The organism is Pseudomonas sp. RA_105y_Pfl2_P56 (assembly GCF_963970845.1).
In the GTDB taxonomy this organism is placed as follows: Bacteria; Pseudomonadota; Gammaproteobacteria; order Pseudomonadales; family Pseudomonadaceae; genus Aquipseudomonas; species Aquipseudomonas baetica_A.
On record NZ_CAXAPL010000004.1, the window covers coordinates 112,701 to 133,158 of the forward strand.

At 62.1% G+C, this 20,458-nt stretch carries 18 protein-coding genes and 1 pseudogene; 4 read left to right on the forward strand and 15 right to left on the reverse strand.

The features are described from left to right. Positions 1-110: 110 nt before the first annotated feature. From urtA to cbiE, 15 genes and pseudogenes are all read right to left on the reverse strand, one after another. Positions 111-1,376: an urea ABC transporter substrate-binding protein gene (urtA, locus tag AACY11_RS04545; RefSeq protein WP_339431821.1), complete on the reverse strand. Its 1,266-nt coding sequence runs from the start codon at positions 1,374-1,376 to the stop codon at positions 111-113. 326 nt (positions 1,377-1,702) lie between these two features. Further along, positions 1,703-2,713 carry a FecCD family ABC transporter permease gene (locus tag AACY11_RS04550; RefSeq protein WP_339493966.1) on the reverse strand — a complete coding sequence of 337 codons (1,011 nt, stop codon included), beginning with the start codon at positions 2,711-2,713 and terminating at the stop codon, positions 1,703-1,705. Then, entirely contained in the window at positions 2,710-3,657 is a 948-nt protein-coding gene (locus tag AACY11_RS04555) for an ABC transporter substrate-binding protein (RefSeq protein WP_339493968.1), read from the reverse strand. The genes AACY11_RS04550 and AACY11_RS04555 overlap by 4 nt, the downstream gene beginning before the upstream one ends. Next, positions 3,654-4,442 (reverse strand): ABC transporter ATP-binding protein, encoded by a 789-nt coding sequence (locus AACY11_RS04560; RefSeq protein ID WP_339431824.1) that lies wholly within the window; start codon positions 4,440-4,442, stop codon positions 3,654-3,656. Before AACY11_RS04560 ends, AACY11_RS04555 begins: the two co-directional genes overlap by 4 nt. Before the next feature lie 113 nt (positions 4,443-4,555). After that, complete coding sequence (locus AACY11_RS04565; protein WP_339493970.1) at positions 4,556-6,679, reverse strand: TonB-dependent receptor; 2,124 nt, start codon at positions 6,677-6,679, stop codon at positions 4,556-4,558. 150 nt (positions 6,680-6,829) lie between these two features. Next, a complete protein-coding gene (locus AACY11_RS04570) occupies positions 6,830-8,209 on the reverse strand; it encodes a PepSY-associated TM helix domain-containing protein (RefSeq protein WP_339493971.1) in 1,380 nt (459 codons plus the stop codon). A 174-nt stretch (positions 8,210-8,383) separates the two neighbouring features. Further along, positions 8,384-10,501: a TonB-dependent copper receptor gene (locus AACY11_RS04575; protein ID WP_339493972.1), complete on the reverse strand. Its 2,118-nt coding sequence runs from the start codon at positions 10,499-10,501 to the stop codon at positions 8,384-8,386. Positions 10,502-10,584: 83 nt separating this feature from the next. Further along, a complete protein-coding gene (locus tag AACY11_RS04580) occupies positions 10,585-11,031 on the reverse strand; it encodes a DUF2946 domain-containing protein (protein WP_339493973.1) in 447 nt (148 codons plus the stop codon). Between the two features lie 21 nt (positions 11,032-11,052). Then, the gene (locus tag AACY11_RS04585) at positions 11,053-11,532 is read right to left on the reverse strand and encodes a copper chaperone PCu(A)C (protein ID WP_339493975.1); all 480 of its coding nucleotides are present in this window, start codon (positions 11,530-11,532) and stop codon (positions 11,053-11,055) included. Between the two features lie 48 nt (positions 11,533-11,580). Further along, complete coding sequence (locus AACY11_RS04590; RefSeq protein WP_339431830.1) at positions 11,581-11,979, reverse strand: DUF2946 domain-containing protein; 399 nt, start codon at positions 11,977-11,979, stop codon at positions 11,581-11,583. Between the two features lie 112 nt (positions 11,980-12,091). Continuing rightward, complete coding sequence (locus AACY11_RS04595) at positions 12,092-12,415, reverse strand: helix-turn-helix domain-containing transcriptional regulator (RefSeq protein WP_339494013.1); 324 nt, start codon at positions 12,413-12,415, stop codon at positions 12,092-12,094. A 4-nt stretch (positions 12,416-12,419) separates the two neighbouring features. Beyond that, a pseudogene (locus tag AACY11_RS04600) lies at positions 12,420-12,754 on the reverse strand (type II toxin-antitoxin system RelE/ParE family toxin). Positions 12,755-12,810: 56 nt separating this feature from the next. After that, entirely contained in the window at positions 12,811-13,536 is a 726-nt protein-coding gene (locus tag AACY11_RS04605; RefSeq protein ID WP_339493977.1) for a cobalt-precorrin-6A reductase, read from the reverse strand. Further along, positions 13,533-14,630, reverse strand: coding sequence for a cobalt-precorrin-5B (C(1))-methyltransferase (locus tag AACY11_RS04610; protein WP_339464605.1), 1,098 nt, complete (start codon positions 14,628-14,630; stop codon positions 13,533-13,535). The genes AACY11_RS04605 and AACY11_RS04610 overlap by 4 nt, the downstream gene beginning before the upstream one ends. Further along, on the reverse strand, positions 14,623-15,834 hold the full coding sequence (cbiE, locus tag AACY11_RS04615; protein WP_339431833.1) for a precorrin-6y C5,15-methyltransferase (decarboxylating) subunit CbiE: 1,212 nt from the start codon (positions 15,832-15,834) through the stop codon (positions 14,623-14,625). The genes AACY11_RS04610 and cbiE overlap by 8 nt, the downstream gene beginning before the upstream one ends. 132 nt (positions 15,835-15,966) lie before the next feature. On the opposite strand from cbiE, the gene cobG reads away from it, so the two are divergent. Genes cobG through cobJ form a run of 4 tightly spaced genes read left to right on the forward strand, consistent with a single transcriptional unit; the run spans position 15,967 to position 20,303 of the window. Beyond that, positions 15,967-17,265, forward strand: coding sequence for a precorrin-3B synthase (cobG, locus tag AACY11_RS04620; RefSeq protein ID WP_339493978.1), 1,299 nt, complete (start codon positions 15,967-15,969; stop codon positions 17,263-17,265). Next, the gene (locus tag AACY11_RS04625; RefSeq protein WP_339431835.1) at positions 17,258-17,884 is read left to right on the forward strand and encodes a precorrin-8X methylmutase; all 627 of its coding nucleotides are present in this window, start codon (positions 17,258-17,260) and stop codon (positions 17,882-17,884) included. The genes cobG and AACY11_RS04625 overlap by 8 nt, the downstream gene beginning before the upstream one ends. Continuing rightward, entirely contained in the window at positions 17,881-18,615 is a 735-nt protein-coding gene (locus AACY11_RS04630; protein ID WP_401159178.1) for a precorrin-2 C(20)-methyltransferase, read from the forward strand. Before AACY11_RS04625 ends, AACY11_RS04630 begins: the two co-directional genes overlap by 4 nt. Further along, complete coding sequence (gene cobJ, locus AACY11_RS04635) at positions 18,615-20,303, forward strand: precorrin-3B C(17)-methyltransferase (RefSeq protein WP_339493980.1); 1,689 nt, start codon at positions 18,615-18,617, stop codon at positions 20,301-20,303. The genes AACY11_RS04630 and cobJ overlap by 1 nt, the downstream gene beginning before the upstream one ends. Positions 20,304-20,458: the final 155 nt, after the last annotated feature.

Genomic DNA, 20,458 nt, shown 5'->3' on the forward strand with positions numbered 1-20,458 from the left:
GGGTCAGTCACATTGATGTTGGATGTGCCGCCGTCTTCGCGAGCAAGCCCGCTCCCACAGGGAATTGCATCAGGTCCGGGTTTTGTACTCGGGCCCTGACACCCAGTGGCTCAGTTGCTCTTCACCGCATAATCCGGCTTCTTGTCGTTGCCCTCGATAAACGGGCTCCACGGCTGCGCACGGATCGGGCCTTCGGTCTGCCAGACCACGTTGAACTGACCGTCGCTCTGGATCTCGCCGATCATCACCGGTTTGTGCAGGTGGTGATTGGTCTTGTCCATGGTCAGGGTGTAGCCCGACGGTGCGGCAAAAGTCTGGCCGGCGAGGGCTTCGCGGACTTTGTCGACGTCGGTGGACTTGGCTTTCTCCACGGCCTGAGCCCACATGTGGATGCCGACGTAGGTGGCTTCCATCGGGTCATTGGTCACCGCTTTGTCGGCGCCCGGCAGGTTGTGTTTCTTCGCGTAGGCTTTCCAGTCCGCGACGAACTTCTTGTTCACCGGGTTCTCCACCGACTCGAAGTAGTTCCATGCCGCGAGGTTGCCCACCAACGGTTTGGTGTCGATGCCGCGCAACTCTTCTTCGCCCACCGAGAACGCCACCACCGGTACGTCGGTGGCTTTCAGGCCCTGGTTGGCCAGCTCTTTATAGAACGGCACGTTGGAGTCGCCGTTGACCGTGGAAATCACCGCCGTCTTGCCACCGGCCGAGAATTTTTTGATGTTGGCAACGATGGTTTGATAGTCGCTATGACCGAACGGCGTGTAGACCTCTTCGATGTCCTTGTCGGCCACGCCTTTGGAATGCAGGAACGAACGCAGGATCTTGTTGGTGGTGCGCGGGTAGACGTAGTCGGTGCCAAGCAGGAAGAAACGCTTGGCGCTGCCGCCTTCTTCGCTCATCAGGTATTCAACCGCCGGGATCGCTTGCTGGTTGGGCGCAGCGCCGGTGTAGAACACGTTCGGCGACATCTCTTCGCCTTCGTATTGCACCGGGTAGAACAGCAGACCGTTGAGTTCTTCGAACACCGGCAGCACCGATTTACGCGACACCGAGGTCCAGCAGCCGAACACCACGGCAACCTTGTCCTGGGTCAGCAACTGCCGGCCCTTTTCGGCGAACAACGGCCAGTTCGACGCCGGGTCGACGACAACGGGCTCGAGCATCTTGCCATTGACGCCGCCCTTGGCGTTGATCTCGTCGATGGTCATCAGCGCCATGTCTTTGAGCGATGTTTCGGAGATCGCCATGGTGCCGGACAACGAATGCAGAATCCCGACCTTGATGGTCTCGGCGGCCTGGACAGTCCAGGTCATGCCCATCGCGGCAATGGATGCCGTGAGTGTGAAAGCCTTGATCAAACTGCGACGCTTCATTGTGCGATCTCCATGAACGTTAAAGTTTTTTATGGTTGGCAGATGCGGACGACTGAAGGGTGTTTTGCAAGGGCTGTGCCCGGTCGGGGATGGGCAGGAAAATGTCGGTTTAGAGCGCTTGCGCGTGGGTTGGGTGCACCATGAAGGAACGCTCGTGGAGCGTTGGTGCAGGCGGCCGCGCCAGATTGGGGCGCGATCTGGTGGTAAACAAAAATCAAATGTGGGAGCGGCTTGCTCGCGAAAGCGGTCTGTCAGTCAATGCATAAGGTGACTGGCACGACGCCTTCGCGAGCAAGTCCGCTCCCACAGTTTTGAAAGGTGGAGAGTCAGCGACGGCGCATCAGACCGATGAAGAACAGCCCGCCAATGGCAGCGGTCGCGACGCCGATGGGCAGGTCTTCGGGGGCGATCATTGTGCGCGCGGCCACATCGACCCAGATCAGAAACACACTGCCGAGCAACATGCACACCGGCAGCAAGCGCCGATGTTCGGCGCCGACCAGACGCCGCGCAATGTGCGGCACCATCAGCCCGACAAACCCGATGGAGCCGCTGATCGACACCAGCACCCCGGTCATCAACGAGGCGATGACAAACACCCGCAAGCGTACCGAGCGAGCATTCAGGCCGAGGGTCACGGCGGTCTGCTCGCCCGCCATCAACGCGTTCAATGGCCGCGCCATGCCCAGCAGCAAAAACAATCCGAGCAATACGCTGGCCGCGGGCACCGCGAGCAACTCCCAGCGCGCCAGCCCGAGTCCGCCGAGCATCCAGAACATCACCGCTGAACTGGCGCGGTGATCGCCCATGAACAGCAGCAGATTGGCGATCGCCATCATCACGAACGACACCGCCACACCGCACAGCAGCAAGCGATCGCTGTCGAGCCGGCCATGGCGACTGGCAATCGCCACCACCACGAGCATGCTCAGCAACGCGCCAATGAACGCCGCAATCGGCAAGGTCAGCAGGCCGATGATTTCACCGACGTGCAGCACCACAATCACTGTGCCCAACGTCGCTCCGGATGTCACACCGAGCAGATGCGGATCGGCCAGAGGGTTGCGCGTCACCGCTTGCAGCACCGCGCCGATCAGTGCGAGGCCGGCACCGACCAGCGCCCCGAGCAACATGCGCGGCACGCGGATCAGCCAGACGATATGTTCCTGCCCGGCGCTCCAGTTCAGCTCGCCGAAACCGAGCGTCTTGTGCAGGATAATCCGCCACACCACGTCCACCGGCACCCGCGCCGGGCCGAAGCCGAGCGACACCACACACGACACCAGCAACAGGGCGCCGAAGGCCATCAGCAACAGGGCGTAGCGACGGTTGATCATTCGCCGTGGAAACCTTTGGCCAGTGTTTCAACAGCCAGCACGTTGTCGATTCCCGGTGTGGCCTGCACATACGGAATGACGATAAAGCGCTGGTTCTTGATCGCGTCCACCGATTGCAGGGCCTTGTTCTTCAGCAGGAATGCGATCTTTTGATCGGCGGTGATTTCGCTGTAGTCGACGATCACGATGACCTGCGGATTGTGCTCGACCACGGTCTCCCAGTTGACCCGCGTCCAGCTCGCTTCGACGTCATCGAGAATGTTGCGCCCGCCGGCGGCATCAATCAGCGCTTGCGGCATGCCGAGACGGCCGGACGTCATGGCGCGGTCTTCGCCGCTGTCGTAGAGGAACACTCGCGGCTTGTCGGCGGGCAGGTCTTTGCGCACGTCGGCGACTTGCGCCTGCATCCGGGCGATCAGCGCATTGGCGCGATCCTGCACGTCGAAGATTTTGCCGAGGTTGCGCAGGTCGTTATAGGTGTCGTCCAGCGTCGCCGCCGGGCGCTTCATCACGAACGCGCAGGACTCGGTCAGCTCATACACATTGATGCCCAGCGGTTGCAGGGTTTGCGGCGTGAGATCGCCGCCCACGCGCATGCCGTAATCCCAGCCGGCGAAGAAGAAATCGACGTTGGCGTTGAGCAGGGTTTCCACCGACGGATATTTCGCGGCCAGCTCCGGCAAACCGTCGAGCAGTGACTGCATCTGGGGCGTCACTGACTTCCAGCCACTGACGCCGCTGTAACCGGCCATCCTCGGTTTGAGGCCAAGGGCGAGCATCATCTGGGTCATGTTGATGTCGTGGCTGACCGCGTGTTTTGGCGCTTCCTTGAACGTCACTTCGCGGTTGCAGCTTTGAACGGTCAGCGGGTATTTCGTGGCCTCGGCCAAGGCTTGGGCACTGCACAGCACAAGAGCGACGCAAAGCAGGGAACGCACAGTCATGGTCGGGTTATCCAGGTGATTCGCGGGTAGTCGTGAAGGGGGTGAGAGTCGATCAATGCCTCGACGCCGAAGACGTCACGCAGCAGTTGGGTGGTGAGGACTTCTTGCGGTGTGCCACTGGCGACGATGCGGCCGTGGTTGATCACGTACAGTCGATCGCAGAACGCGGCGGCCAGGTTCAGGTCGTGGATGCTGGCGAGGGTGCCGATTTGCAGGCGCTTGACCCGTTGCAGCAGCTCAAGCTGATAACGCGGGTCGAGGTGGTTGGTCGGCTCGTCGAGGATCAGCAGTTGCGGTTGCTGGGTCAGGGCGCGGGCAAGGATTACCCGCTGTTTTTCACCGCCCGATAGCGTGGCGAAAGCGTGGTCTTCGAAGCCGTCGAGACCGACGGATTTGAGCGCTTGAGTCGCCAGGTTGCGATCTTCCTGCGTGTCGCCATCGAACAGGCCTTTGTGCGGCGTGCGGCCCATGGCGACCACTTCTTCGACGGTCAGGCCAAAGGCATCGGGGAATTCCTGCAAGACCACGGCGATGCGTTTTGCGCACCAGCGCGAGGATTGCTTCCACACATTGTGGTGATCGAGTCTGACCTCACCGCTTTCCGGCTGACTGAATCGATAGGCGCACCGCAGCAGGCTGGTTTTGCCACTGCCGTTGGGGCCGATCAGCCCGACGAACTCACCGGCGGCCACTCGCAAGGAGGCGTCACGCAGCTGGAACTGGTGATGGCAGTGGCCGTGGCCCAGGGGTGTCCAGGCGAGGTTGGCGATTGTCAGTGAGGTCATCGTCTACTCTGAAATATCGGGTGCTGCTGATGACGCCTTCGCGAGCAAGCCCGCTCCCACAGTGGAACGTATTTCAATGTGGGAGCGGGCTTGCTCGCGAAGGGGCCGGTGAATCAAAAGGTGTAATCAGCAGTGACAAAGAACGACCTCGGCTCGCCGAGTATCCACTGCTGGCCCTCATTGTATTGGCTTTGTGCGTACTGGCGGTCAAACAGATTGTTCACCTGCAAGCCCAGCGTGGTGTTGCGCAAGGCTTTCCACGACAGGGTCGCATCCACCACGGTGTAACTCGGCAGCTTATTGCGGTTGGCCATATCGGCGTAGCGCGCATCGACATAACGCACACCCGCACCGGCCTGCAGGTCATCGCTGATGCTTTTGTTCAGCCACAGATTGGCGGTACGACGTGGTACATCCAGCGGACGGTTGCCGTTGTACGACAGGGTCTGCCCGTTCACCGCTTCGGAAAAATCGTCGTACTTGGCCTTCACAATCGCCGCGTTGGCTTGCAGTTGCCAGGCGTGCGGCAATTGCAGGTCAAGGCTGGCTTCCAGGCCATTGGACGATTGCTGGCCGACTTGCTGCTTGAGCGTCGGGTTGCCCGGATCGTCGGTCAGCAGCTTCTTCTTGACGATGCGATAAGCCGCCAGCGTGAACTCGCCGCGCTGATCCCAGAACAATTGCTTCAGGCCGATTTCCGTCTGCCGGGCAGTCGATAGATCGTATTGCTGCTGGCTCGGGCTCAGGGAAATCAGCCCGCCGACGCCATCGGTGCTGGTCGCGACCTGGCCATAGAACGAAGTCTGCGGCGTCAGCGCAAACACCAGCCCGGCCTTCCAGTTGTTGCCGGTCAGGGTCTTGTCGCGCTGGCTAATGTCGACCAGATTGTTGCGATCCACGTGCACGTAGTCGCGGCGCACGCCGGTCACCAGCGACCAGCGCTCGCTCAGTTGCGTAAGGTTCTCGGCAAACACCGACATCTGTTTGGTGGTGCTGTCGAACTGATCCCGGTACGGGTTGGCGCTTTCGAAGTAGCCCGGTTGCGGGTGATACAGATCCAGCGCCTGGCCTTTGGGCAGCACGTCGTTGAACGGCGAGTTGCTGTCGAGCTGGAAGCGGATGCGGTTGTAATCGACGCCGGTCACGGTCTGGCTGTCGAGGCCGAACAGCGAGTGCTTGAAGGTGAAGGTCTGACGGTCGCCGACCTGCTCCTGTCGGTGGCCGATGCCGAAATAGCCACTGCGGCTGAGTTGTTGGGTGGCGGTGTCGAAGTTGTAGTTCTCGGCGTTCTGCCAGCGGCGCTGGGCCTTGAGGTAATACAGCTCGTTGCTGGCGCTGACCGCGTCGTTGATCTGCCAATCCGTGGTCAGGCGCGTCCACTGATCGTTGTAGTGCTGCTGGTCGTCGCGCACGTTGTAGTTCTTGTCGTGCAGGCTGTCGTGTAACCGGCCATTGATCAGCGGTGTGCCAAAGTAGTTTTGCGGGTGCTGGTCGCCGTAATCGTGGGCGAGGGTGAAGGCCAGATCATCGGTGGCCTGCCAGCGCAGGGCAGCGCTGATGAAATCGCTGGACGAGTCGCCGCGATCAATCCAGCCGTTGCTGCGCAAGCGATTGAGATTGAGGCGATAGCTCAGGGTGTCGGTCAGCGAACCGCCGCTGTCGAAGGCCTGCTGCTGGCTGTCGTAGGAGCCATAGCCGACGCGCACATGGTTTTCGATTTCACCTTCGAACGGCTTCTTCGGGGTCACGTTGACCACCGCGCCGGTCGCGCCTTCGCCGTACAACACCGAGGCCGGGCCGCGCAGCACATCGACGCGTTCCACCGACCAGGTGTCGACCGGAAAGGTCACTGTGCCCATGCCGCTGTACATTCGATTGCCGTCATACAACTGCATCACCGAACTCTGCCCGGTAAACCCGCGTGCCTGCAACGAGGTGCCGCCATCGCCTGGCGTACCGGTGCGGCTGATGCCGGTGCTGCGCGACACGGCGTCCTGCACGCTGCGATCGCCCCGGGCGCGAACCTGTTCGCCGCTGAGGCTTTGGACGCTGGCAGGGGTTTGCATGGCGTTGAGATTCAGGCGCGAGCCGGCGGTGGTCGGCGTGTTGAGGCTGACGCTTGCGTCGTCGATGACCGGTGCGCTGATGGTGCCGGTGGGCAGTGTCAGCGCCTGGTTGTCGGCATAGGCGTTGTTCAGGCCGAACAGACAGAGACTGGACAAGAGGTACTTGTTCATCGGGGTGGTGAATCACTTCTTCAAAAGAAAGCCCGCAACTTTTGGTTGCGGGCAGAGCGGCATATTTGCGTTATACAGTAACACTAAAAAAAGCCGGAGTTTAAGCCCCAGCAGTTTATAGATCTGTCTAAACCGCGCATCTCGCCTGCTTCACGATGAAGTTGAGGCAGATTCAGCTTGGCGGCCCAGGCGCGACAACAGCAGGCGATCCAGCAACCACACCACCACCAACGAAGCGCCCACCAGCGGGAAAATCACCGCCAGCGCGAGCATGATCACCACCCCGGTTTTCCATTTCGGCAAATCATGACGCAGCGGAGGCACACCCAACTTGCCCTGTGGCCGACGTTTCCACCAGATCACCACACCACTGACGGCGCTGAGCAAAATCATCAGGCAGATCAGTAGCACGACGATCTGATTGAAAGTGCCGAACATCTTGCCTTCGTGGAGCATCACGCCGATTTCGGTGGCGCGGGCCACCGCGCCGTACTGCTCGAAACGCACATCGGCGAGGACCTTGCCGGTGTACTGATCGACATGCAGGGTGGCGTCGTTGCGAGGGTCGTCGGCGAACACGGCGATGGTGAATACGCCGGTCGCGGTGGTTGGCAGGGTGATGCTGTAACCCGGTTCGACCTTACGTTGGTTGGCGATGTCCTGCACTGCTTGCAGGCTGATGGCAGGCGCGGCGGGGCCTGCGTGGGCGTCACCGTGGGCCATGTGCTCGGCGTGATCGCCGGACATCGGCATCGGCGTGTTTTCCATCGCCCATGGCACGGTCTGGCGGGTGGCGCTGTTAAGGCTGCGGGCCTCGACGTCAGAGGTCGGCACGTTGTCCCACATGGCGGCCGGGAACACGTTCCACACCTGTGCGTATTGTTTGCCCCAGAAGCCGGTCCAGGTCATGCCACTGAGCAGCATCACCAGCAACAGGGTCGCGCCCCAGAACCCGGTGACGGCGTGCAGGTCACGCCACAACACGCGGCCGCGACTGTTCAAGCGCGGCCAGAGAATCCCCGCTGCCTGACCGCGCGGCCACCACAGGAAAAGCCCCGACACCACCAGCACCACGCCCCATCCGGCGGCCATTTCGATGAGACGGTCACCGACAGTGCCGATCATCAATTCGCCATGGATCGCCCGGGCGATGGCTTGCAGGTTCTGCTTGGCATCCTGCTCGCCGAGGATGTCGCCGTGGTACGGGTCGACGAACACATTCAGTTCGTGCCCGGCGTTCTTGACGACAAATTGCGCACTGCGCTCGGCGTTCAACGGTGGCAGGTATTGCGTGACCTGGCCTTGTGGGTAGGCGCTTTTCACCCGTTGTAGCAAATCGTCGGCCGCAACGGTGTGGTGCCCGGCCGGGACGTTGAGCAGGCTGCTGTACATCAGCGAATCGAGCTGCGGTTTGAACAGGTAAACGATGCCGGTCAGGGCCAGCATCACCATGAAGGGCGCGACGAACAGACCGGCATAGAAATGCCAACGCCAGGCCAGGTTGTAGAAATTCGGTTTGGGCTTTTGCATCACGTTTGCTCCGCTTGGCTTGGATCTTTTAGTTGTTCTGCATTGGGTGGAACACCGCATTACCCCTGTGGCAGCGGACTTGCTCGCGAAGATGGCGGCACAGCCAACATTGCTGGCGCCTGATACACCGCTTTCGCGAGCAAGCCCGCCCCCACAGGGGAGGGGGCAGCTTCGTTAGAAACTCATGTCCACCTTGGTCCAGAGCGTGCGCCCCGGTTCATTGATGGCTTGCGGGTCGTTGGCCGGGTAGCCGAAACCGGCGTTGCCCGCCAGGTTCAGGTGTTCGGCGTAAGCCTTGCCGAACAGGTTGTCGACGCCGGTACTGACCTTCCAGTTCTTGTTGATCCGGTAGGCACCGTTGAGCGAGAACACACCGAAGCCCGAACTCTTGTCGTAGTCCTTGCCGACCACGTTGCCCTTGTTCTGGTCGATACGGTTTTGCTTGGCCACCACTCTCCACAGTGCACCGGCGCTCCAGTTGTCTTCGCTGTAAGTCAGGCCCAAACGTGCGTCGAGCGGCGGCATCTGCGGCAGGGCTTTGCCGTCGCTGCTGTTCTTGCCCCAGGCGTAGGCCAGGGTTGCATCGGCTTTCCAGTGATCGGTGAGTTTGTAAGCCGTTCCGAGTTCACCGCCCATGATTCGCGCGTCGATGTTCTCGGCGCGGGAGGTCGTGCCCATCATCCCGGGGGTGTAATCGAACAGGATGTAATCGCGCACCACGCCGATGTAGCCCGACGCCCAGGCTTCGAGTTCGGCGCTCTTGTAGTTCACGCCGAAATCGAACTGGGTGGTCTTTTCCGGTTTGATCGAGTCGAACGCGTTGACCGAACCTGCGGGGCCCGACTTGGGCGAAAACAGTTCCCAGTAATCCGGGAAGCGCTGCACATGGCCGAGGCCGGCGAAGAGCGTGGCCGGGCTGTCGGCCAGGTCATGCTCGTAACGCACGAAGCCGCTTGGCAGTGTGTCGGCACGGGTGTTGTCGGCGGTTGGATTGGGGCGCGACATCATTCCCGAACCGGTGCTCTGCCGATAATCCTTGGCTGACGCCCGGTCGACCCGAGCGCCGGTGATCAACCGGTCACGGTCCGCGGCGTACCATGTCATCTCGCTGAACACGCCATAGTTATGGAAGTCGGCGTCCTTGGTATAAGGCAGATCCTTGTAGGTATCGATGCCCATCGAACTGCGCTGACGGTGTTCGTTGGTCTGTGCATCCAGCCCGGTGATCAGTTGGATATCGGCCCAGCGCCAGGTCGCTTTGATGCGTGCGCCGAGGGTCCGGCGATCAACGTTGGAGGCCATGGGGCCGGCCATCATCCCCGTACCGGACGGCGTGCGCAGGGTGTAGTTGTCCATCACATGGTCGGCGTAGTTGTAGTAGACCTGTGCTTCGAGTTTCTCCAGCACATCGCTGATGTTGGACTTTTCGAAACGCAGGCTGAGGCTTTCGCGCAGGAACTGCGAACCGTCCATGCCGCGACCGGCGTAGCGGGCTTCGCCGTCGCCCTTGCCGGCAGTCAGCTCGATCAAGGTGTCGGCGTCCGGGGTCCAGCCGAGCGCAACATCGCCGTTCCACTTGTCGTAGCGTGAAGCGACAGTGTCATTGTTGCCGTCGCGATAGTCGTCCGAATGCGCGGTGTTGCCGATCACCCTTACATAACCCAACGGCCCGCCGGCAGCGGCGTCGATGACCTTGTCGAAGCGCCCGTGGGAGCCGGCCAGGATGCTGGCATTCACCCGCGTGCCGAGTTCGCCGAAGCTTTCCGGTTCACGGTCGAACAGCACCGTGCCGGCCGATGCACCGGGGCCATAAAGCACGGTTTGCGGGCCTTTAATGACGGTGAGCTTGTCGTAGGTTTGCGGCGAAATGTACGAGGTTGGCGCGTCCATGCGGCCAGGGCAGGCGCCGAGCATCATGCTGCCGTTGGTGAGGATGTTGAGCCGCGAACCGAACATGCCGCGCAGCACCGGATCGCCGTTGGTGCCGCCGTTGCGCACCAGGGCGAAGCCCGGAATGGTCTTCAGGTAATCGCCGCCATCACTGGCCGGCACCGGTTGGCGCGGGTCCTGGGGGTTGGTGACAACGGTCAGTGGCGAACTCGGTGCAATGGCGGTGATCACCGTCGGGCTCAGTTCATCCGCGTGTGCGGCGTGATCATCGGCCAGCACCAGGGGGGACAGCAGGACGCCGCAAAGGACGGCGGTCGCGTGCCTGAAACGAATACGCGATTCGTTCAAAGCGAAGGACGCCTGGGCAGCGCCCGAGCGTGGAACAGCAGAAAACCTGGACATGACAATTTCCATCAAACAGTCGTAAACGACACAGCCGGCAGCCTGAAGCTGTCTTCTCAACCGTGTGCAATCAGAGGGGGTGTTTACGCGGCGACGGGCGGGGCGCGGGGGCGGGCGCCGGGGAAGAAGGTTGGCCGGGCATGGCCCAGGCGCGGGGAGGGCGGGGTGAACGTGTTGGCGTGGGCGATGCTGAACGCGGTAAACGTGCCGCCACCGGTCAGCGCCGGGCAATTGAACAGCAGGCTGCAATAACCGCACTTTTCCCACAGCGCATGATGCGAGGATTGCGGCGGGCAGTGTTCAGCGCTGGGTTTGGCATCGTGCCCGGCATGATCCATGCCCGGCATGTCCATCGACATCTCCATGCTCATCGGCATGGAGGTCGAGGCGTGTTGATCCATCGGCATCGACTGAGAAATCAGTGGGCCGATGAAAATCATCAACATGGCGAACAGGGCAATCCAGCTGCCGCAGGTCAGGTGTTCAGTCTGACGGCGTTGCAGGGATGGCCTGGCGCTCAGCGGGCGCATGGGCGTCGTTAACCGTATCGGTTATTGGGCGTGCGCGTGTTCCGGCATGTCGTGCGGCGGTTTCTTCAGCACGGCGACTTCGACGGTGACGTCCCCGGCCTTCTCGAAATGCATCGTCAGCGGAAAGCGTTTGCCGTCGCTGAGCAGGCTGCGATCGGTCGGGTTGAGCAGCATGACGTGATAGGCCATCGGCGCGAACGTCACCTTGCCGCCGGCCGGAATGTCTACGCTCGGCACTTGCTGCATCTTCATCAGATCGCCCTGCATCACATGCTCGTGCAATTGCGCTTGGGGGGCGATGGGCGAGTCGACACTGAGGAGTCGATCGGCCGTTTTGCCGGCGTTGTGAATCACGAAATACGCCGCGACGGTGGGTGCGTTGGGCGGCAGTTCCTGCGACCACGGGTGGGCGATTTCCAGTTCCCCGGCCTTGTATTCATGGGCATGGGCAAAACACGCTGGCAACAGCAACGCAGCGAGGACGATGATTTTTTTCAACATGGCAGTTCTCCAGAACGATTTGAAACGCAGGTCAATTGCGCGAACAAATCAAACCAGAGGGGAAGCGCGGGGATTGAGGCTCGGCCATTGCTGGCGCGGTGTGGGTGTTTGCAGTGAAACCGGCGCGACGCTGCGATGGCTTTCGTAACGGGCGAAATACAGCTGCGGCGCATGTCCCGGCAGCGCCACCAAAGGCGCCGACCCGGAGCAACACCAGCAATGCTGCATGTTGGAATGGCTGTCGCTGGGCGGGGCTTGCTGATCCGTGGCGCCGATGTCGATCGCCACCATTTTCGTCCCGCTGCCGGTGCAGAAACTGCTCCACAGCAGTTGTTCGGCCGGTGAATTGGCCGCTTGCGCCATCGCCCCCGTCATCGGCATGGCGAGCATATTGAACAGCACTGCAAAGCAGGCGATCCAGGCAATGGCTAGCCGTTGTCGGTTCATGGGACAGATCCGTTGGGTGGGCGATCAGGCGCGGCTATTTAGCCTGATCGGGGCCGATAAGTAAAAAAGCGTCGTGCGGTTTGGTGTCGCAGCGCTCTCTTCAATTACTTGCTCAGTTCACTGGTACGGCATGAACCTGCATATCGACACCAAGCGTAGCGCGGATTACCGAAAATATTCTGGCCAGGTTGTCCATGCTCGGATTACCGTTGGCTGACAGCATTCGATGCAGGCTTTTACTGGGTTTTTGGGTCTCCCTTGCAAGCTCTTCGAAGCCGACCGTCGCGTTAACAAGATCGCGCAAAATGATCCTCGCCAATTCTGGTTCGCCATTCAGGAACAGCGTAGCGGCCTCATCCAGCAATGCTTGAGCAAACTCCGGGTCTCGTTGGGCACGTTCTGCAATTGAACGTTTGTAGCTTCGAGTGAGAACCATCAAATTACCTCCGGTCCTGTTCAGCTTTTTTTCGAGTTCGAAATTCGGCTATCAACGCTTTCGCCTGTTTGATGTCTTTTTTTGTGTGGATTTGTCTCCTCCTCCGAACAAAATGATCAGCCGTTTTCCTTCTTGTACGAGATAGATTCTGTACCCTGGTCCCCAATTGATTCTGTATTCGCCTAGACCGTCGAACCATTTGATGTTGGAAGTGTTGCCCATTTCCAATCGAATCATTGCATTAGAAACCTTGATTGGCGCCTGTACGTTCAGCGTGGAAATCCACCGGCCAAACGGGCTTGATTCATCTTCCTGCAGATATTCTTCGAGTGTGATCACGGCTGGCTCAGAAGGTAACGAATAGGTTACTTATCACACAAGCTATGGATCTTGCCCTACAGGTCGATTGCCTCCAACGCAGCCAGTGTTTCTTGAAGCGACAGAAACTCCCGATCAACCCCCGGCAACCCCGGCCGCTTCAACACCAGAACCGGCACCCCACGCTCGCGCACCACTGCAAGCTTCGGCTCGGTCGCGGTGCTGCCACTGTTCTTGCTGATCAGCACATCGATTTGCCGTCGCTCGAACAACGTCCGTTCATCCTCCAGCAGAAACGGCCCGCGCGCGCCGATGACTTCGCAGCGTTCGTTGCCGGGATAAACATCGAGGGCGCGCAGGGTCCAGAATTGATCCGCCGGGATTTCGTCCAGATGCTGCAACGGTTCGCGACCGAGGGTGAACAGTGGGCGGCGAAACGGCGCCAGAGCGCTGATCAATTCGGTCCAGTCGCTGACTTCGCGCCAATCGTCACCCGGTTGCGGCTGCCATGCGGGGCGGCGCAGGGCCCAGCAGGGGATGCCGGTCAGTTGCGCGGCGGTGGCGGCGTTCTGGCTGATTTGCGCGGCATAGGGGTGGGTGGCGTCGAACAGCAGATCAATGCCTTCGTCACGGATGAATTGCGCCAGCCCTTGGGCGCCACCGTAGCCGCCGATGCGCACCTGGCAGGTCAGGTCGGTGGGCACACGGCCCACCCCGGCCAGGCTGTAAATGTGCGAAGGCCCTAAAGTCCGGGCGATGGCCAGTGCTTCGGTCACGCCGCCCAGTAGCAAAATGCGCTTCATGCAAACCCTCCTGCGTGACCGACGATGCCGCCCTGACGGTCAATCGCAAACACTTCGACCTGTACCTGCGCCGGCACCACGCTGCGGGCGAAATTCAGCGCGTGGCGACACACCTCATCGCCCAGCGCGATCCCCACCGCACTGGCCATGGCCAATGCCTGCTGGCTGGTGTTCGCTGCACGAATGTCGCGCTGCAAACCTTCATCGGCACCGATGGCGGCGGCCCATTCGGCCAGTTGCGGCAAGTCGATGCTGGAATGTCGCGAGTGCAGATCCATATGCCCGGCCGCCAATTTACTGATCTTGCCGAAGCCACCGCACAGGCTGAGTTTATCCACAGGCACCTTGCGCAGATGCTTGAGCACGGCACCTGCGAAGTCGCCCATTTCGATCAGGGCGATTTCCGGCAGGTCGTAGACCCGGCGCATGGTGTCTTCGCTGGCGTTGCCAGTGCAGGCCGCGATGTGCAGAAAACCGTTGGTCTTGGCGACGTCGATGCCTTGATGAATCGATGCAATGTACGCCGCGCAGGAAAACGGCCGGACGATGCCGCTGGTGCCGAGGATCGACAGCCCGCCGAGAATGCCCAGGCGCGGGTTCATGGTTTTCAGCGCCAGCGCTTCACCGCCCTCGACATTCACCGTGACCTCGAAGCCGCCAGCGTATCCGGTCTCGGCGGCGAGCAGGCTCAGGTGGTCGCTGATCATCTTGCGTGGCACCGGGTTGATCGCCGGTTCCCCCACGGCCAGCACCAGGCCCGGGCGTGTCACGGTGCCAACGCCCTTGCCGGCCATGAAACGAACGCCTGGCTCGGTCATCAGTTGCACCTGCGAGTAGAGCAGCGCGCCGTGGGTCACGTCCGGATCGTCGCCGGCGTCCTTGATCGTCCCGGCTTCCGCGCCGTTGTCGGTCAGTCGACAGAACTCCAGACGCATCTGCACCTGTTTACCTTTGGGCAGCACGATTTGCACGGCGTCGGCTGCAGTGCCGCCGAGCAACAGGCGTGCGGCGGCGAGGCTGGTGGCCGTGGCGCAACTGCCGGTGGTCAGGCCGCTGCGCAGTGGTGCGGGTTGTTCGGCGGTTTCGTCACGCATCGAGAGGTTTGACCAGATCGAGCAAGGTGATCGGCAGCGCCTGACGCCAGGTGTCGAACTCGCCCAGGGGTTGCGCCTGGGCGACGTGGATGCGCGTCAGCTCGCCGCCGTAACGTTCGCGCCAGTTCATCAAGGTGATTTCGCTTTGCAGGGTCACCGCGTTGGCGACCAGACGGCCACCGGGTTTGAGCTGCTCCCAGCACGCCTCGAAGACACCTTCGCGGGTTACGCCGCCACCGATGAAAATCGCGTCCGGGCGCTCCAGACCGGCGAGAGCCTGCGGCGCACGACCACGGATCAGTTGCAGTCCCGGCACACCCAGCGCCTCGCGGTTGTGTTCGATCAATTGCTGACGGCCCTCATCGGCTTCGATGGCCAGCGCCCGGCAGCCCGGGTGGGTGCGCATCCATTCGATGCCGATCGAGCCGCTGCCGGCGCCGACATCCCAGAGCAATTCGCCCGGCGTCGGGGCGAGGCGGGCGAGGGTGATGGCGCGCACGTCGCGCTTGGTCAGTTGACCGTCATGCCGGAAGGCCGAGTCGGGCAGGCCGGCGAGGCGCGACAGACGCGGAGTGTGGCTGTCGGCCAGGCATTCGATGGCAATCACATTGAGATCGGCCGTCGGCGCGTTGTTCCAGTCATTGGCGCTGCTGTCGAGCCGCCGCTCGGCCGCACCGCCCAGATGCTCCAGAACGCTCATCCGGCTCGCGCCAAAACCACGATCACGCAACAGCGCCGCCACAGCCGCCGGGCTCTGCCCGTCGTTGCTCAACAGCAACAGGCGCACGCCGCTGAACAATTGGGCATTGAGCGCCGCCAGCGGCCGGGCGACCAGTGACAGTGTCACCACGTCCTGCAATGGCCAGCCGAGGCGGGCAGCGGCCAGCGAACAGGAGGACGGCGCGGGCAGAATCAGCATCTCGTTGCTCGGCACCTGACGCGCGAGGCTGGCGCCAACGCCGTAGAACATCGGGTCACCGCTGGCCAGCACGCAGACGGCCGCGCCGCGTTGTTCCAGCACCGGCGCGAGGGAAAACGGGCTCGGCCACAACGCCCGCTCGCCGCGAATGCACACTGGCAGTAAATCCAGTTGCCGCTGGCCACCGACGATCCGCGAGGCGCCCATCAGGGCTCGCCGGGCGTTTTTGCCCAAGCCCTTGAAGCCGTCTTCACCGATTCCCACAACCGTCAGCCAGGGTGACATCTATATTCCTCTAAACATGTCGATCCGACGGGCAGACTTTTCATGCCACCGGACAAAGCAGGCATAATACCGCGCCTTCGTCCACGAAGCGCCTTTCCCACGCAGCCGGTCAGCCCCTTGAACGAACGCCCGATGTCCACCGCCATACGCCCCTCGGCCTGCCCGGGGTTGCTGCGTATCGTCCAGGCATTGGACGGTGGCATCTGCCGGATCAAGCTCAATGGCGGCTCGATCACCGCGGATCAGGCCGATGCCGTGGCGCAGGCTGCCCAGCGGTTTGCTGGCGGCGTGATCGAGGCGACCAACCGCGCCAACCTGCAAATTCGCGGGATCGGCCCGCACAGCGCCGCCCTGATCGACAGTCTGCTGGCCGCCGGTCTAGGGCCGCGAAGTGCTGCCGGCGACGATGTACGCAATCTCATGCTCAGCCCCGCCGCGGGTATCGACCGGCAGATGCGTGTCGATACCCGCGCACTCGCCGCGCAGATTCTCGACACCTTGCAAAGCCACCCACGCTGCTCTGAGCTGAGCGCCAAGTTCGCCGTGCAACTGGACGGCGGGGAAGCGCTGGCGATGCTCGAACATCCGCATGATCTGTGGCTGTCGGCGTTCGAACACGACGGCGAAGTGCTGTTGGCGTTCGGGCTTGCCGGATGCCCGACGGACCGGGCAGTCGGCGCCGTGTCGCTGGAAAACGGCCATGCGCTGGTCGTGGCGGTGCTGGCGTTGTTCCTTGACCTGACCCGACCGGAGCAGACGCGCATGCGTCATTTGCTCGAAGAGTTGCCCATGCGGGCCTTTCTTGAGCGGTTGCGAGAGCGTGTGCCGGTTAAATCGGTCATGGACTGGCAGCGCGCATCAGCGGCGGATGATTTGCACATCGGCGTTCATCCGCAGCACACCGATAACCGGGTCTATGTCGGTGCCGTGCCGCCACTGGGGCGTCTCGACCCGGTCATGCTGCGTGGCGCGGCACAACTGGCGCGTCAGTTCGGTGATGGCAGCCTGCGTTTCACACCCTGGCAAAGTCTGTTGCTGCCCAACGTGAAACCGTGTGACGCGGCGCAGGTGCTGCGCAGCCTGCAACACCTGAACCTGTTGACGCAGCCCCTCGAACCGTTGGCGCGACTGATCGCCTGTACCGGTTCTGACGGCTGTGGCAAAGGTCTGGCCGACACCAAGCAGGATGCCCGCCTGCTGGCGCCACTGCTGCCCCCGGGTGTGAGTGCGCACCTGTGCGGCTGCCCGCGTTCGTGCGCCGCCGCCCACTGTGCCCCGGTGACCTTGCTGGCCGTCAGTCCCGGTCATTACGACCTCTATTTTCGCGATGCTTTGCTGCCGGGATTCGGCGCGTTGCGCGCAAGCAACCTTACTATTGAAGCGGCCGCGACCCTGCTCGACGCCCGCTCTCGGAGCTCCCTTGATGCTTGATTACATCCGCGACGGTCAGGAGATCTATCGCAACTCCTTCGCGATCATTCGCCGCGAGGCCAATCTGGCGCGCATCCCGGCCGACCTGGAAAAACTCGCGGTGCGGGTGATCCACGCCTGCGGCATGGTCGAGGCTGTCGACGGTCTGCAATTCTCGGCAGGGGCAGGCAAGGCCGGGCGCGATGCGCTCGCTGCCGGTGCGCCGATCCTCTGTGATGCACGCATGGTCTGCGAAGGCGTGACCCGCGCGCGTCTGCCGGCCAACAATGAAGTGATCTGCACCCTGCGCGATGAGAGCGTGCCGGTGCTGGCGCGTGAGTTGGGCAACACCCGTTCTGCCGCCGCGCTGGAACTGTGGCGGCCGCATCTGGAAGGCAGTGTGGTGGTAATCGGCAACGCGCCGACCGCGCTGTTCTATCTGCTGGAAATGCTCGACGCCGGGGCGCCGAAACCGGCGCTGATCCTCGGCTTCCCGGTGGGCTTCGTCGGCGCCGCTGAATCGAAAGCCGCGCTGGCGGCCGACAGCCGAGGCGTGCCGTTCGTGATCATGCAAGGCCGGCTCGGTGGCAGCGCGATGGCCGCCGCCGCCGTCAACGCCCTCGCCACGGAGATCGAATGATGCAGGCAAAAGGTCGTTTGATTGGCCTGGGCGTCGGCCCCGGTGACCCGGAACTGATTACCGTCAAGGCGCTGCGCCTGCTGCGCGAGTCGCCCGTGGTGGCGTACTTCGTGGCCAAGGGCAAAAAGGGCAACGCATTCGGCATCATCGAAGCGCACCTGCAAGCAGCACAGAACCTGCTGCCATTGGTTTACCCGGTGACCACCGAAGCGCTGCCGGCACCGCTTTCCTATGAACAGGTCATCAGTGATTTCTACGATGAAGCGGCCCAAACGGTGGCCGCGCATCTGGATGCCGGTCGCGACGTCGCGGTGATCTGTGAAGGGGATCCGTTCTTCTACGGCTCCTACATGTATTTGCACGATCGCCTCGCCAGCCGTTACGAGGCGCAAGTGGTGCCGGGCGTGTGCTCGATGCTCGGCGGCGCTTCGGTACTCGGCGCGCCGTTGGTATATCGCAATCAGAGCCTGTCGGTGCTGTCCGGGGTCTTGCCCCATGAAGAGTTGAAACGACGCCTGGCCGATGCCGATGCGGCGGTGATCATGAAGCTGGGGCGCAATTTCCCCAAAGTGCGTCAGGTGCTCGAAGAGCTCGGTCTGGCTGAGCGCGCGCTGTATGTCGAGCGCGCGACCATGGCCAATCAGAAAATCGTGCCGATGGATCAGGTCGAGCCGATGTCCTCGCCGTACTTCTCGCTGATCATCGTGCCTGGCGAGCGGTGGCAAGGCTGATGACTTACTCCACACCCGCCATCGTCATTCTCGGTCAGGGCAGCCTGGCCACCGCCCGCCGTATTCAGCAGGTATACCCCGCTGCGCAGATCCATGGCCTGGCGGGTCGGGTCGAAGGCGCTGACTGCACCTATCCGGAGTTCGGCGCCACGCTGCGTGACTTGTATCAGCAGGACACGCCGATCATTGCCCTGTGTGCGGCCGGGATTGTCATTCGCACGCTGGCGCTGCTGTTGCTGGAGAAGGGCGCCGAGCCTGCGGTTCTCGCCGTCGCCGAAGACGGCAGCGCCGTGGTGCCGCTGCTTGGTGGCCTCGGCGGCGTGAACGTCATGGCGCGGGAAATCGCCGCCGGGCTGCAAGTCGCCCCGGCCATTACGACCAGCGGCGAGCTGCGTTTTGGCACCTGCCTGCTCAATCCCCCGAGCGGCTACGCACTGGCGGATCTGGAGCTGGGCAAGCGTTTTGTCTCCGATCTGCTGGCCGGGCACAGCGTGCGCATCGAAGGCGCCGCGCCGTGGCTGGCGCAGGCACAGTTGCCGGAAGATCCGCAGGCGCAGCGTTCAATTCATGTGAGCAGTGCCGAGCGCGAAGCCAGCGCCAATGAGCTGCTGATCTATCCGCGCAGTGTGGCGGCGCTGGTCAGCGCCGACGTCACCGATCTGCCAAACACCCTGCGTACAGCGTTGCACGACGCGAAAGTGGCGGTGCAATCGTTGGCGTGTCTGGTGGCGATCGACACGCAGATGGCTTCGGCGAATCTGCGTGAAGCGGCGTTGGAACTGGGCGTGCCGCTGCGGTTTATTGGCGCAACGGACGAACTCCCGGCATTGCCGGGCGTGTCGATGATTGAATCTGTACACGGCATCACTTTGGCTCTCGCTGAGCAACCGTTGGACATCGCGCAAGTTGGGCGTGCGCGCGGTCGTCTCGCCGTCATCGGCCTCGGCCCCGGCGCTGCCGAACTGATGGTGCCAGCGGTGAAAGCCGAACTGGCCCGCGCCACCGACGTGCTCGGCTACGAAACCTATGTGCGTATGGCCGGCCCGTTCCGTGACGATCAGGTGCAGCATTGCACCGACAACCGTGAAGAGATGCAACGTGCCCGCCACGCCTTCAGGCTGGCGGCTGCCGGGCGTTCGGTGATTGTGGTGTCGTCCGGTGATCCGGGGGTGTTCGCCATGGCTGCGGCAGTGCTCGAAGCGCTGCACGAGTCCGATGACCCGGCCTGGCACAGCGTTGATCTGGACATTCTTCCGGGCGTCTCTGCTTCGCTTGCCACCGCCGCTCAGGCCGGCGCGCCGCTGGGGCATGATTTCTGTGTGATGTCGCTGTCGGACAACCTCAAACCCTGGTCGATTATCGAAAAACGTCTGGATCTGGCCGGCGAAGCGGACCTGGCACTGGCCTTCTACAACCCGATCTCCCGTGCGCGCCCATGGCAATTGGGCCGCGCGCTGGAAATCGTGGCGCAACATCGCAGCGCCGAAACGCCCGTGGTACTGGGGCGAGACATCGGGCGTCCGGGGCAGACCTTGCGTACGACGACCCTCGGCGCCTTGACCCCCGATCAGGTGGACATGCGCACCATGGTGTTGATTGGTTCTTCCACCACTTGCACTTTTGCCCGTGCCGGCGGTGGAGATTGGGTCTATACGCCACGCTGGTATGGGGAAAAACCGGTTTCTTGAAAAAAACCATCGTTGCAGCGTCGAGAATGTTGTAAGCAACTTCAAGTCGACGTGACATCGGGTTAATACTTTTCGCGTTTAAAGTCAGTGCGTATAAACAAGGCCGCGAACCTTCCGGGTTCGCGGCCTTGTGCGTTTATTGGTTTGAAATGCCC